The sequence below is a fragment of the Mycobacterium sp. P7213 genome (assembly GCF_900604305.1).
GTDB lineage: Bacteria > Actinomycetota > Actinomycetes > Mycobacteriales > Mycobacteriaceae > Mycobacterium.
In genome coordinates, this window is the sequence record NZ_UWOA01000075.1 from 1 (window position 1) to 14,096 (window position 14,096).

Sequence of the window (14,096 nt, forward strand, 5' to 3'; positions counted from 1 at the left end):
GCCGTCACCGACAACACCGCGTGGGACACCTTCTTCTCTGCCGAGCACTGGGACGCCGCCTTCGCCGCGCTGGCTGAGCCCGGCCCGGCACTCTCCTTGGCCTTCGACCCCTACGCCGGGCTGTACAGCCTGGCCGAAAAATGGATCGACAGCGAATTCGGCAGCCAGGTCAACAGCGTCATCAACCAGATCTTCGGCTCCACCGTGATCGGCAACGGCGCCGACGGCACCGAAGCCAACCCCAACGGCGGAGCCGGCGGCTGGCTGTTCGGCAACGGTGGCGCCGGCTGGAACAGCACCACCGACGGAGTCGCCGGCGGCCACGGCGGCGCCGCCCTGGGAATCCTCGGCAACGGCGGCGCAGGCGGCGACGGCGGAGCCGGAGCCGTCGGCGGTGACGGCGGCGCCGCCGGCTGGCTGTTCGGCAACGGCGGAGACGGCGGCAACGCCGGTGACGGCGCCACCCTGGCTGGGTTGCCCGCGCTGGGCGGGGTCGGCGGCACCGCCGGCCTGCTCGATGGAACCCACGGCGCCGTTGGCCAATTCGGCTCCCTGCCCGGCGGCATCACCGGCACCGTCGCCCCACCGGTCGAGGTCTCCAACGGCTGGCTCACCAACAGCAACGGCCAGGTCGTGCTGCTACGCGGACTCAACCAGGTCTACAAGATCCCGCCGTATGAGCCCTCCGCCGACGGTTTCGGCGAAGACGACGCTGCCTTCCTGGCCGCCAACGGCTTCAACGTCGTACGCCTGGGCGTCATCTGGGCCGGCGTCCAACCCGAACCCGGTGTCATCGACTACGACTACCTGGCCTCCATCGAAAACACCGTCGAAATCCTGGGCAATCACAACATCATGGTCGTCCTCGACATGCACCAAGACCTCTACAGCGAGGCGTTCGGCGGCGAGGGCGCCCCCGACTGGGCCAACATCACCGGCGGCCTGCCTCATATCGGCGTGGGCTTCCCGGGCACCTACCCGGTGAGCCCGGCACAGAACTACGCCTGGGACGCGTTCTGGGCCAACGAGAAGACGCCGGACGGCATCGGGTTGCAGAACCACTACGGCATCATGTGGCAGGCCGTCGCCAACTACTTCAAGGGCAACGAGAACGTCGCCGGCTACGAGATCATGAACGAGCCGTGGGCGGGCTCACAGGCCCTGGGCAGCATCTTGGGCAACCCGTACTTCGACGCCCAGCAGCTGACCCCGTTCTACGACCAGATAACTGCGGCCATCCGCTCGGTCGACCCGAACAAGACAGTGTTCTACGAGCCCAACACGCTGTTCGGCAGCCTGCCGGTGCCCACCCACATGGGCGCAGTCGAAGACGAGAACTCGGTGTTCTCCTTCCACCACTACTGCGTCACGACCTCCCTGATTCCTGGCTCCAGCTTCGGTTGCGACTGGAACGCCGACATCGTCTTCGGCTACGCCAACGACTACATGGAGCAGAACAACGTCCCGGGTTGGCTGAGCGAGTTCGGTGCCACCAACAACCTTGGGACCATCGATGCCAGCCTGGTGGCCGCCAACCAGAATCTGGTCGGTTGGGCGGCGTGGGCCTACACCGGCAAGGACATCACCAGCGCGTCGCCGGAAGACCAGGCGCTGATCTACGACACGAACCTGCCGCCGACCGGCGACAACGTCAACTGGGGCAAGCTCGACCTCCTGGCTCAGCCCTATCCGCAGGCGATCTCGGGCACCCCGACCGGCATCTCCTTCAACAATGGCGAGTTCAACTTCAGCTACACCACCGACCGCGCCGACGGCTCAGGCATGTTCGGCGCAGGTGCGGAAACCACCATCGCCGTGCCCGCCAACCACTTCCCCAACGGCTATATGGTGGAGGTCACCGGCGGGACCGTCACCTCGGCACCCAATGCCCCACTGCTGACCATCGGATCCGACGGCGACGCCTCCACCATCAGCGTCAAGGTGATCCGGATCTAGCTGATCTGGGGCCGCGGGCGCTCCGCCAGCGGTATCGGCGGAGCGCTGGCGCGCACCGTCTGGCGCACCTCCCCGAGGCCCTGTACCTGCAGGGTCACCACGTCGCCGTCACTCAGCCAACCCGGAAAGGGTTGCGGCAGCGCCGGATCGAGATGCTCAAGCAGGGTGCAGGTCGGAACGGTGCCGGATCCGAAGACGTCGCCCGGTTGCAATGGCACGCCGCGCGAGGCGTAACTGATGATCTCGCCGAAGCTCCAGTCCATGGCCCCGGTCGACCCGAGGCCCACGATCACGTCGTTGACGATCGCGGTGGTGTGCAGGCTGAGCCTGCCGTTGCGGCGGTAGGGCTCCAGCTCGTCGGGGGTGACCAGGTAGGGCCCCAGGGTGACCCCGCTGTCCTTGCCCTTGGCCTGCCCGATCGCCAGCACGCCCTCCTGAGCCTGCAGGTCTCGCGCCGACCAGTCGTTGAAGATCGTGTAGCCGATAATGGCTCGCTCGGCTTGATCCACTGACAGGTTCGCGCCGGAAGTGCCGATGATCGCGGCGACCTCCAGCTCGAAGTCCTGGCAGACGCTGCCAGGCGCCATGGGCGCATCGTCGTAGGGCCCCAGAACCGTTGCTGGGCACGCGAAATAGAACGCCGGAATGCGGTACCAGGTGTCATCGAGGTCGCGGCTCCGACCGGTCGCGGCCAGGCAGTTGCGCATGTGGTCCAAAAAGCACAGGCTGTCGCGGATCGACGGCGGGCGCGGGATCGGCGCCATCAGCGTCACCTGATCGGCCCGCACCGTCGCCGAGGGCGTCTTCAGCACCCGCTCGCCGGCATCCCGCAGACCATCCGGGCCGAGCCGGATCAGCTCCAGCAGCGTCACAGCGGTCGGCATCGCATGGATCACCTCGCCGTCCAGCACCCCCGTGCGCTCACCGTCTTCGCCTCGATAGGTCACCCAACGCATCGGTCAATCCTCACTCACCACCTCATCCGGCGTCTTGTCGGGCCGCAGACCGCGCCAGCTGGGCTGGCGCAGCCGGCCGTCGGAGGTGCGTTCGCTGTAGCGCACCTCGCCCACCACCGTCGGCTCCACGAAGGTGACACCTTTGGCATCCGAAGCGGAAAGTGCTGCGTCGAAGGGTGATTCACCGGCATCCCGCGGCACCAGCATCTTCTTCAGGGCGCCCAGCTGGCGCTCGGTGAAACCCGTGCCGACCCGGCCGACGAAACGCAGACGGCCGGCGTCGGGAACACCCATCAGCAGTGACCCGATCCCCCCGCCACGCGCTCCCTCACCAGCCCGCCAGCCGCCGATCACAATCTCCTGAGTCAGCCAGTGCTTGGACTTGACCCACGCCGACGATCTGCGCCCCGGCTGGTAGGTCGAGTCCCACTTCTTGGCGACCACGCCCTCCCAGCCGAGACTGAGCGACTGTTCCAGCGCCTTGGCCCCGTCGGGATACAGCAGGTCCTGGACCACCAGATCAGTTCCGTGCGCGAGGGTTTCCAGCAGACGCCGACGGTCCCGGTAGGCCGCCCGCAGCAGCGGCCGGCCGTCGAGATAGAGCAGGTCGAACGCCCAGAACTGTAACCGGGCCGCGCGGGCATTGTTCTGCATCGCGGCGAAGCTGGGGACGTCGGCGTCGTCGAGCGCAACCAGCTCGCCGTCCAACACCAGGTGATGTTCGGCCAGGTCGGCGGCGGGAAACGGCAGCTGCGGATATTCGGCGGTGACGTCGCGGCCGCTGCGGGCACGCAGCCGCAGCCGACCGTGGTCGGCCTCCACCAGCAGCCGGTAGCCGTCCCATTTGCCTTCGAAGGCCCACTGGCTCGGAGCCAGCCGGGCCACCGAGCCATGGGTGGCCAGCATCGGCGTCAGTTCGGTGAAGGAAAACGCCTGCTGATCTTTCATGCGGTGTGCCAGCCACTGATCTCCCCCGGTGCGGATCAGTGCGTATCGCCCGGAGATCCGGCTGCCGGCGAGCACGACGATCACCTCCCCTTTGTCGGGCCCGTCTTCGAACTTCTCGGTCACATACGTACCCGAATCCCAGATGCTCACGGTGCCGGCGCCGTACTCCCCCTTGGGGATGGTGCCTTCGAAGTTGCCGTACTCCAGCGGATGGTCTTCGGTGCGCACCGCGAGATGGTTGACCGACGTCGTCTCCGGAAGGTTCTTGGGCACCGCCCAGCTCACCAACACCCCGTCGCGCTCAAGCCGGAAGTCGTAGTGCAGCCGGCGGGCGTGATGCTCCTGGATGACAAAACTGTTTCCCTCGCCCGGCGCCGGTGCCGCGGCCGGAACGGGTTCGGGCGTCCGGACGGCGTCACGTTTGGCCCGGTACACGGCAAGGCGATCTTGGCCTTTCAGGGGGCCATCAAGGCCGGCCAACAGGTCGCCGTCACGGGCGACGCGGTCCAGCACTTCATCGAAGCGCAACTGCCGCAGGTCCGGGTCGTCCAGCTCGGCCCAGGTGCGTGGAGCGGCGACCGTCGGATGGTCACGGCCGCGCAGCGAATACGGTGCGATGGTGGTCTTGGCCGCGTTGTTCTGACTCCAGTCGAGAAAGACCTTGCCGGTCCGCAGCTTCTTGGCCATGGTCGCGGTCACCAGCTCGGGCATCGCGGTTTCAAGCTGTTGCGCAACGCGTTTGGCCACCGCGACGGCGCCGGAGCTGCTCACCGGACGCTCCAGTGCCGCATAGATGTGCAGTCCCTTACTACCGCTGGTGAGCGGAAAGGTCTCCAGGCCCAGATCGCAGATCAGGTCGCGGATGGCCCGCGCCACCTCGGCGAGCTGACTCATCGACACACCCTCGCCCGGATCGAGATCGAACACCAGCCGCGTCGCCAGTCCGGGCTTGAGCACCTTCCCGCCGTGGGTCCACTCGGCCTCGAAACGCCACTGCGGTACATGAACTTCCAGCGCGGCCTGCTGGGCGATCCAGGCCAGGCCGTCGAGGTCCTCGATGATCGGATAGGTGGTGACCCCGGAGCGATGTTGGATGTCGGCGCGGGCCAACCAGCCCGGCGCCGAGGAAGCCAGTTGCTTTTCGAAGAACGACCCCTGCTCGACACCGTTGGGCCAGCGCTTGCGCGTCGCCGGGCGTCCCGCGATGTGCGGCAGCATCACTTCGGCGATGCGGGTGTAGTAGTCGTAGACCTCGGCCTTGGTGGTGCCCGTGGCGGGATAAAGCACCTTGTCGGCGTTGGTCAGCTTCACCCGGGTCTGGATGGACTCAGCGACCATGCGACCAACCTACGTCGCGCCAAAGCAGGTTATCGGCACTCTCGCGTGGGCATACTGGCCTCATGCGTTCCATCTGGAAGGGTTCGATCGCATTCGGTCTGGTCAACGTGCCGGTGAAGGTCTACAGCGCCACCGAAGACCACGACATCAAGTTCCGGCAGGTGCACGCCAAGGATCACGGGCGAATCCGCTACCGGCGAGTGTGCGAGGAGTGCGGCGAAGTCGTGGAGTACGGCGACATCGCGCGGGCCTACGAGTCCGACGACGGCAGGATGGTGGTCATCACCGACGACGACATCGCGAACCTGCCCGAGGAGCGCGACCATGAGATCGCCGTTCTGGAGTTCGTTCCGTCCGCTGATCTGGACCCGATGCTGTATGACCGCAGCTACTTTCTGGAGCCCGCGTCGAAGTCGATCAAATCCTATGTGCTGCTGGCCAAGACGCTGGCAGACACCGACCGGGTGGCGATCGTGCACTTCACACTGCGCAACAAGACCCGGCTGGCCGCGCTACGGGTCAAGGATTTCTCCAAGCGCGACGTGATGGTGGTGCATACCCTGCTGTGGCCGGACGAGATCCGCGACCCCGACTTCCCCGCGCTGGACACCAAGGTCGAGATCAAGCCGGCCGAACTCAAGATGGCCGGTCAAGTAGTGGAATCGATGGCCGACGATTTCGACCCGGACCGTTACCACGACACCTATCAGGAGCAGTTGCACGAGCTGATCGCGGCCAAACTCGAAGGCGACGAGGCGTTCACCCCCGAGCAGCGTCCCGCCGAACTGGACGCCACCGAGGACGTCTCCGACCTACTGGCCAAGCTGGAGGCCAGCGTGAAGAAGCGATCGGGGTCCACGAAGTCACCCGCCAAGAAGTCACCCGCTAAGAAGGCACCGGCCAAGAAGGCACCGGCGAAGAAGAGCGCCTCCCGCACGTCGTGATCTGGCGCGGCCAACGCCGTCACACGTGCCCCAAACACTGAATTAGAACGTGTTTCAAAAAAGGGGTTCAGCTGGTGGTCGATCCTTGTTAGCGTGGCGAAGTGATCCTCGACAAATTCCGAATCGATAATCAAACCGCTGTAGTTACCGGAGCTGGGCGGGGCCTGGGCGCCGCCATTGCCGTCGCGTTCGCCGAGGCCGGTGCCGACGTGGTGATCGCCTCACGTACCGAATCTGAACTAGAGGCCGTCGCTGAACAGGTCAGAGCGGCGGGTCGTCGTGCCCACGTCGTCGTCGCCGATCTCGCCCATCCCGAGCAGACGGCGAAGCTGGCCGCCGAAGCGGTCGAGGCGTTCGGCAGGCTCGACATCGTGGTCAACAACGTCGGCGGAACGATGCCCAACACCTTGCTGACCACGTCGACCAAGGACCTCAAGGACGCGTTCACGTTCAACGTGGCGACGGCGCACGCACTGACCATCGCCGCGGTGCCACTGATGCTGGAGCACTCCGGTGGCGGCTCGTTCATCAACATCACCTCCACCATGGGGCGGGTGCCCGGGCGGGGCTTCGCCGCCTACGGCACGGCCAAGGCCGCCTTGGCCCACTACACCCGGCTGGCCGCGCTCGACCTGTGCCCCAAGATCCGGGTCAACGGTATTGCCCCGGGATCGATCATGACGTCGGCGCTGAACGTGGTGGCTTCCAACGACGAGCTGCGCACCCCGATGGAGAAGGCCACGCCGCTGCGTCGACTTGGCGACCCCGAGGAGATCGCGGCGGCCGCCCTGTATCTGGCCTCCCCGGCCGGCGCCTACCTGACCGGCAAGGTGCTCGAAGTCGATGGCGGCATCACCTTCCCGAACCTTGACCTGCCCGTCCCGGACCTGTGAGGAACTGCTGACCTATGACTAACGCAACGACGATGCAGAGCGAAGCGATGAGGAGGAGTGGCGAACGATGACACTGCGTGTTGCCCAGATCGGCACCGGCAACGTCGGTGTCCACGCATTGAAAGCGCTGATCACCAACCGCGAGTTCGAACTGACCGGGGTGTGGGTGTCCTCGGACGCCAAGGCCGGCAAGGACGCCGCAGAGCTGGCCGGAGTAGACACGCCGACCGGCGTGACCGCGACGACTGACCTGCAGCAGGTGCTCGACACCAAGCCCGACTGCGTGGTCTACACCGCGCTGGCCGACAATCGGCTCGTCGAGGCGCTGGAGGACTTCAAGCGCATCCTGGCAGCCGGTATCAATGTGGTCGGCAGCAGCGCGGTGTTCCTGCAATATCCGTGGAACGTCATCCCCGCCGAGATGCTGACCCCGATCGAGGACGCCGCCAAGGCCGGCAACGCCAGCTTGTTCATCAATGGCATCGACCCGGGCTTTGCCAACGACCTGCTGCCGCTCGCGCTGGCCGGCACGTGCCAGAGCATTCAGCAGATCCGCTGCATGGAGATCGTCGACTACGCCACCTACGACAGCGCCGCCGTCATGTTCGACGTGATGGGCTTCGGTAAGTCGATGGACGAGACCCCGATGCTGCTGCAGCCGGGCGTACTGAGCCTGGCGTGGGGTTCGGTGGTGCGTCAGCTGGCCGCGGGCCTGGGGCTGGAACTCGACTCGGTCGAGCAGTCCCACATCCGGGTGCCCGCGCCCGAGGACTTCTCGATCTCTTCCGGTGACATCGCCAAGGGCACGGCCGCCGCGTTGCGGTTCGAGGTACGCGGCATGGTGGACGGCAAGGCCGCGGTGGTTCTTGAGCACGTCACCCGGCTGCGCGAGGACCTGTGTCCGGAGTGGCCGCAGCCGGCCCAACCGGGTGGGTCCTACCGCGTCGAGGTCACCGGTGAGCCGTCGTATGCGCTGGACCTGTGCCTGTCCAGCCCCAATGGCGACCACAACCACGCCGGCCTGGTGGCCACCGCGATGCGGGTGGTCAACGCGATTCCCGCGGTGGTTGCGGCCGAGCCGGGCATTCGGACCACGCTGGACCTGCCGTTGATCACCGGGCGTGGCCTGTACCACGCCGGCTGACCACCGCGACGTCGTGGCCACGGCCCGACGGTGAAATTCCGGCTACCCTGACTTTCCTGTTCATAAATCCGGATCGAAAGGGTGCCGGTGGCCCAGGACGCCACGGCGGGGCTGAAGCCGGGCTGGGCGTTGCTCGGCCCGGCTTTCGTCGCCGCCATCGCCTACGTCGACCCGGGTAACGTCGCCGCCAACGTCAGCGCGGGAGCCAAATTCGGCTTCCTGCTGGTCTGGGTCATCGTCACGGCCAACGTCATGGCCGGGTTGGTGCAGTACCTGTCAGCCAAGCTCGGTTTGGTGACCGGGCGCTCACTGCCGGAGGTGATCGGCGCCCACAGCCGCAAACCGGCCCGAATCGCTTACTGGCTACAGGCGGAATTGGTCGCGATGGCCACCGATCTCGCCGAGGTGGTGGGCGGAGCGATTGCGCTGAACCTGATTTTCGGGTTGCCGCTGCTGCTCGGCGGCCTGATCACCGGCGCCGTGTCGATGGCCCTGCTGGCGGTGGGCGACCGGCGCGGTCCGCGGATCTTCGAGCAGGTGACCAGCGGACTGCTGCTCATCATCGCCATCGGATTCCTGGCCAGCCTGGTAGTCGCCCCGCCGCCACCGGCCGACGTCGTCGCCGGCCTGCTGCCCCGCTTCGACGGCACCGAAAGCGTGCTGCTGGCCACCGCGATCCTCGGCGCAACCGTCATGCCGCATGCGGTGTACCTGCACTCCGGGCTGGCCCGGGACCGGCATGGCCGGCCCGAGCCTGGTCCGGCACGACGGCGACTGCTGCGGGTGACCCGCTGGGATGTCGGCCTTGCGATGCTGGTAGCCGGGACGTTGAACCTGGCCATGCTGGTGGTGGCTGCCAATAGTCTGCGCGGCGTGGACCACGCCGATTCCATCGAAGGAGCGCACGCCGCGGTCGGCCACACCCTGGGCCCCACGGTCGCACTGCTGTTCGCTATCGGCCTCTTGGCCTCGGGATTGGCGTCGACGTCGGTGGGAGCCTATGCCGGCGCGATGATCATGCAGGGCCTGTTGCGGGTTTCGGTTCCGCTGCTCTGGCGCCGGCTGATCACGCTGGGCCCGGCGCTGGCCATCCTGGCTTGGGGAATCGAGCCCACGCGGGCACTGGTGATCTCGCAGGTGGTGTTGTCCTTCGGCATCCCGTTCGCGCTGGTACCGCTGATCCGGGTGACCGGCGACCGGGCACTGATGGGTGCCGATGCCAACAGGCCGCTGACTGCGGCCCTCGGCTGGGTGATCACCGTGGTGATCGGGTCACTCAATATGGCGCTGATCTATCTGACGTTGCGCTGACCGACGGATCGGCCGCGGACGGGAACCATCGGCCGGTTCGCCGCGTTTATTAAGTGGACTAACTAATCGCTGGGCTGAGCAACTCGCCCCGGCCATCACTTCAAGGAGCGCTCATGGCACGCACCGACAACGACACCTGGGACCTCGCCACCAGCGTGGGAGCGACCGCGACCATGGTCGCCGCCGCCCGCGCGATCGCCACCAAGGCCGACAATCCCCTGATCGACGACCGCTTCGCCGAGCCGCTGGTCCGCGCCGTCGGCGTCGACTTCTTGACCAAGTGGGCAACCGGCGAGCTGGCGGGCACCGATCTCGACGACCACGAGTCCGGCTGGAAGCTCGGCCAGATGCCCGATGCGATGGCCGTCCGCACCCGCTTCTTCGACGCGTTCTTCGCCGACGCCACCCAGGCCGGCATCCGCCAGGCCGTGATCTTGGCATCGGGCCTGGATGCGCGGGCCTACCGACTGACATGGCCCGCCCGCATGACCATCTTCGAGATCGACCAGCCCGCGGTGCTGGCATTCAAGACCGCGACGCTGGCCGAGCTGGGCGCCGAGCCGACCGCCGATCGCCGCGGCGTGGCCGTCGATCTGCGCGATGACTGGCCTGCCGCCTTGATCGACGCGGGGTTCGACCGCACCCAGCCCACCGCGTGGATCGCTGAGGGACTGCTCGGCTATCTCCCGCCGGAGGCACAGGACCGGTTGCTGGACAACATCACCGCACTGAGCGCCGACGGCAGCCGACTGGCCACCGAGGCCATCCCCAACATTTCGGCGGCCCAGCATGAGCAGGCCAGGGAAATGATGCGAAGCGCCACCGAGAAATGGCGGGCGCACGGCTTCGACCTGGAGTTCTCCGAGCTCGGATACGACGGTGAGCGCAACGACGTGGCCGACTACCTGGACTCCATGAACTGGACCTCGACCGGCCAGTCCATGACCGAGCTGTTGACGCAGCACGACCGTCCGACACCCGCCCGGGGCGCCGACTCGGTGTCGATGGCCGACACGACCTACTACACCTCGATCAAGCGGGGCTAGCAGGCCGAGCCGGATCAGGCGGAGACGGTCTCGCGCGCCTTGGCCTTCTCTTCGTAGTATTTGGCCCGCTCGTCGACCATCTTCATGAAGCCGATGACCTGCTCGCGGGCCTCGTCGCCGGCAGCGCCGAAGTCTTTGCGCTCGTGGATCTTCCAGAAGCGCAGCACCGGCTGGATGACGTCGTCGTGGTGGATGCGCAGGTCGTAGATGCCGGCCTTGGCGATCAGGATCGCGTTCTCCTGGAAACCGGGCATGTTCATCCCGGGCATCGCGAAGCCGAGCACCTCGTCGCGGATCGCGCACATCGCCTCGTCCGGGGCGATGTCCAGGGCCGCCTGCATCAGGTTGCGGTAGAACACCATGTGCAGGTTCTCGTCGAGAGCGACCCGGGCCAGCAACTGGTCGGCGAGGGGGCATCCGGAGGCCTTGCCGGTGTTGCGGTGCGACACTCGGGTGGCGAGTTCCTGGAACGAAACGTACGCCAGCACCTGCAGCGCTGACTTGCCGGCGTCATAGCCCGCGACGGTGTGCTGCATCCGCATGTTCTCCAGGTTCACCGGGTCGATACCGCGGGTCACGATGAGGTAGTCGCGCAGCGCGATGCTGTGACGGCCTTCCTCGGCGGTCCACTGGCCGACCCAGGTGCCCCAGGCGCCGTCGCGGCTGAAGGTGGTGGCGATCTCGCGATGGTAGGACGGCAGATTGTCCTCGGTCAGCAAGTTGACCAGCAGTGCGGCCTTGGCGACCGGGTCCAGCGGTGAGTCCTCGGGAACCCAGTCCTCGCCCCCGAGGAACGCGAAGTCGCGCCCCTTGCTCCACGGCACGTAGTCGTGCGGCAGCCACGGCTTGGCGGCCTTGAGGTGCCGATTGAGGTTCTGCTCGACAATCGGCTCCAGCTCATGAAGCAACGCCGTCTGGACATTTACCATCGTTTGTAGTCCCCTCCCTGATCGACAGGTGGGCTGTCGCTTGGCCCCCCAGCCAACCTACGGTCCCGTAGGTTTGGTCCACGGTAAGCACCCACCCCGCCACGTGTCAACCGTTAACTTAGCTGCTTCGGCGCATTCCGCATCCCGAATCGACCGGCCAAATCAGCGGCCCAGCTAACTGGGCGGGGTCTATGAGCGTGCTAGTGGCGGCGATCCGCTTGCTCTTCCGACTGCCGCTTGAGCCCGTCTGCCTCCATGTCGACGTAGCGACGAATCCGGCCACCGGCGAGCAGGCCGGCCAGCCAGGACATCGGACCGGTCACAGCGAAGGTCAGCACGGCCCGCACCCCTGACCCGGTCGGCGTCAGCTCATGAAAGCCGGTGAAGCGGATACCGGCCGCCGACGCGGTCCAGGTGAAGGACCGCTCGGGGACCAGGTCGGTGACGGTCCAGACCATCGGCCGGCCGGCGGGTTGGCGGACTCGGGCGGTGCTGCCGACTCGCAGCGGACCGGAGTCCAGCCGGGTGATCTCACGCATCGACGCCGTCCAGTCCGGCCAATGCTCGACATCGATCAGGACGGCCCAGACGTCGCTGGGCTGGGCCGCGATGGGATCGGTGCGGGTGTAGTGCATCGGCGCTCCCTTCCCCTCAACGGCACGCTACCCAAGTTCGGCGGTGCGCGGAACCTCGGTGAAACTGCGGCCAGGGTCGTGATCGTGCACACGCCTACAGCCCTGCGCGCAATCTCAGCGCGGTTGCGCCGCCACCCGGGCGCGTTCCCGCATGGAGGCGACCACTCCCCCGTCGGCGAGGATGTCGGCGCCGGTGAGATAGGCGCACTTGTCTCCGGCGCAGAAGGCGAACAGCTCGGCCATCTCCTCGGCCGTACCCCATCGCGGGATCAGCGCGTCGGGCATCATCATGCCCACTCCGGCCTTCTCTTCGCGCCGGCCCATCTCGGTGTCGATGTTGCCCGGCGACACCGAGACGATGCGCAGCCCGCGACCGCCGAACCGCTCGGCCTGCGAAGCGCAGTACCACTTCACGAAGGCCTTACTGACGGTGTAGGAGAAGCCTGAACGCATCTGCTCGGGTGCGTTGTTGCAATACGCCGTCATCGCGGCCACGAAGGCGTCGCCGTCGCTGTACGCCAGCGGGAACTTCGCTGTGGGGTATGCCTTGTCCGGCAGCAGTTGCGCGGCCATCGAGGCGACGTTGACGATCACCGCGCCCTCGGGCGCGACGTCGTAGAACACCTCGTTGACCACGACGGTGCCGAACGCGTTGATCCGCATGACGAATTCGGCGTCGCCCATGCTCGGGCTGACCCCCGCAGTGTGGATCACCGACGCCAGCGTCCCGAGACCGGCAGCGGTGTCGAACAGCCGGGTCACCGCACCACGGTCGGTGACATCGCAGTTGACGGCGGTCGCGGCGATGCCGAGCTGCTCAAGGGCGGACTGCGCCGCGTCGAGCCGCTCGGGCCGGACATCGCACAGCACCAGGGTGTGGTCTCGGCCCAGGATCTTGGCCGTCGCCAGCCCCATACCGCCCGCGCCCCCGGTTATCACTGATACTGAAGCCATAACTGGACGGTAGACGGCTGCGCAACAGTGCCGGTCGACTGGGTGATGCGGAGAGTCGAAATGACCGATCTGTCAGGCAAAGTGGCGCTGGTGACCGGCGCGTCGTCGGGCCTGGGCGCGGCGACCGCGCAACTGTTCGCCCGGCGCGGTGCGACGGTGTTCGGGTTGGCGCGCGACGCCGAGCGACTGGCCACGGTGTTCGCCGACGTTCCCGGCGGGCAGTACGCCCCCACCGACATCAGCACCGCGACGGCGTGCGCGGCGGCGGTCGAGCAATGCGTCGCCCAGTTCGGCCGGCTCGATGTTCTGGTCAACGTCGCCGGCGCCCATCAGATGCGCCACACGCTGTCCGTCACCGACGACGAGTGGGCCCACGATCTGGCGGTCAACCTCAACGGGCCGTTCTTCCTGTGCCGCGCGGCGCTGCCGCACCTGCTGGAGACCGCCGGCAATATCGTCAACGTCGCCTCGATCGCCGGGGTGGAGGGGCAGGCGTACTCGGCGGGCTACTGCGCGGCCAAGCACGGACTCGTCGGGCTCACCCGGGCATTGGCCGTGGAGTTCACCGCGGAGAAGCTACGAGTCAACGCGGTGTGCCCCGGCGGCATGCTGACCCCGCAGGTGACCAATTTCCAGCTTCCCGAGGGCGCCGACGTCAACCTGATCATGCGGGTGGCCTCGCCGCGCGGGATGAGCGCCCCGGGCGACGTCGCGGAGGTGATCGCCTTTTTGGCCAGTGACGCCGCCGCAGCGGTGCACGGCGCGGTCTACCTGACCGACAACGGGAAAACAGCCGGTTAGACGGTATGGGGGGCTGGGGCCTCACTCACATGTGACCGTGGGTTGCCGACAGGAATCAGGTCCTGGCCGGTAGAGCCACAAGATGTGGGAGGCCCCAGTGAAGGTTCAGCGTACGAGTGTTGGTTTGGATGTGCACGCACGTTCGGTGATCGGGTGTGCATTGGACGGGGATACCGGTGAGGTATTCGAGCGTCGGCTGACCCCTGATTACGGGGAGATCCTGGACTGGTTGCGGTCATTG

The 14,096-nt window shown here is 66.8% G+C and carries 11 protein-coding genes and 2 pseudogenes; 8 read left to right on the forward strand and 5 right to left on the reverse strand.

The features are described from left to right. Positions 1 to 1,956 (forward strand): cellulase family glycosylhydrolase (locus EJK91_RS20265; RefSeq protein WP_125079808.1); only part of this gene is annotated, 1,956 nt, incomplete at its 5' end. Positions 1,957 to 1,964: 8 nt separating this feature from the next. Here EJK91_RS20265 and EJK91_RS20270 read toward each other — a convergent pair. Then, positions 1,965 to 2,912 (reverse strand): annotated as a pseudogene (locus EJK91_RS20270) (fumarylacetoacetate hydrolase family protein); the annotation flags it as partial. Between the two features lie 3 nt (positions 2,913 to 2,915). After that, positions 2,916 to 5,198, reverse strand: coding sequence for an ATP-dependent DNA ligase (locus EJK91_RS20275; protein WP_125079809.1), 2,283 nt, complete (start codon positions 5,196 to 5,198; stop codon positions 2,916 to 2,918). Positions 5,199 to 5,260: 62 nt separating this feature from the next. Between EJK91_RS20275 and ku the strand changes: the two genes are divergently transcribed. The 5 genes from ku to EJK91_RS20300 all read left to right on the forward strand — a co-directional run bounded on the left by ku (position 5,261) and on the right by EJK91_RS20300 (position 10,536). Beyond that, positions 5,261 to 6,142, forward strand: a complete 882-nt coding sequence (ku, locus tag EJK91_RS20280; RefSeq protein WP_125079810.1) for a non-homologous end joining protein Ku — start codon at positions 5,261 to 5,263, stop codon at positions 6,140 to 6,142. Between the two features lie 101 nt (positions 6,143 to 6,243). Beyond that, positions 6,244 to 7,035: an SDR family oxidoreductase gene (locus tag EJK91_RS20285; protein WP_024441773.1), complete on the forward strand. Its 792-nt coding sequence runs from the start codon at positions 6,244 to 6,246 to the stop codon at positions 7,033 to 7,035. A 67-nt stretch (positions 7,036 to 7,102) separates the two neighbouring features. Then, complete coding sequence (locus EJK91_RS20290) at positions 7,103 to 8,179, forward strand: NAD(P)H-dependent amine dehydrogenase family protein (protein ID WP_125079811.1); 1,077 nt, start codon at positions 7,103 to 7,105, stop codon at positions 8,177 to 8,179. Between the two features lie 87 nt (positions 8,180 to 8,266). Further along, positions 8,267 to 9,490: an Nramp family divalent metal transporter gene (locus EJK91_RS20295; RefSeq protein ID WP_065039131.1), complete on the forward strand. Its 1,224-nt coding sequence runs from the start codon at positions 8,267 to 8,269 to the stop codon at positions 9,488 to 9,490. A gap of 113 nt (positions 9,491 to 9,603) precedes the next feature. Beyond that, positions 9,604 to 10,536 (forward strand): class I SAM-dependent methyltransferase, encoded by a 933-nt coding sequence (locus EJK91_RS20300; protein ID WP_046302136.1) that lies wholly within the window; start codon positions 9,604 to 9,606, stop codon positions 10,534 to 10,536. A gap of 14 nt (positions 10,537 to 10,550) precedes the next feature. On the opposite strand, the gene EJK91_RS20305 is transcribed toward EJK91_RS20300, so the two are convergent. The 3 genes from EJK91_RS20305 to EJK91_RS20315 all read right to left on the reverse strand — a co-directional run bounded on the left by EJK91_RS20305 (position 10,551) and on the right by EJK91_RS20315 (position 13,054). Beyond that, the gene (locus EJK91_RS20305; RefSeq protein ID WP_125079812.1) at positions 10,551 to 11,465 is read right to left on the reverse strand and encodes an acyl-ACP desaturase; all 915 of its coding nucleotides are present in this window, start codon (positions 11,463 to 11,465) and stop codon (positions 10,551 to 10,553) included. A 200-nt stretch (positions 11,466 to 11,665) separates the two neighbouring features. Continuing rightward, positions 11,666 to 12,100: an SRPBCC family protein gene (locus EJK91_RS20310; RefSeq protein ID WP_024441778.1), complete on the reverse strand. Its 435-nt coding sequence runs from the start codon at positions 12,098 to 12,100 to the stop codon at positions 11,666 to 11,668. Between the two features lie 114 nt (positions 12,101 to 12,214). Then, positions 12,215 to 13,054, reverse strand: coding sequence for an SDR family oxidoreductase (locus EJK91_RS20315; protein ID WP_125079813.1), 840 nt, complete (start codon positions 13,052 to 13,054; stop codon positions 12,215 to 12,217). A gap of 60 nt (positions 13,055 to 13,114) precedes the next feature. On the opposite strand from EJK91_RS20315, the gene EJK91_RS20320 reads away from it, so the two are divergent. Both EJK91_RS20320 and EJK91_RS22785 read left to right on the forward strand, forming a co-directional pair. Continuing rightward, positions 13,115 to 13,855, forward strand: coding sequence for an SDR family NAD(P)-dependent oxidoreductase (locus EJK91_RS20320; RefSeq protein WP_046301843.1), 741 nt, complete (start codon positions 13,115 to 13,117; stop codon positions 13,853 to 13,855). Positions 13,856 to 13,937: 82 nt separating this feature from the next. Next, a pseudogene (locus EJK91_RS22785) lies at positions 13,938 to 14,096 on the forward strand (IS110 family transposase); the annotation flags it as partial.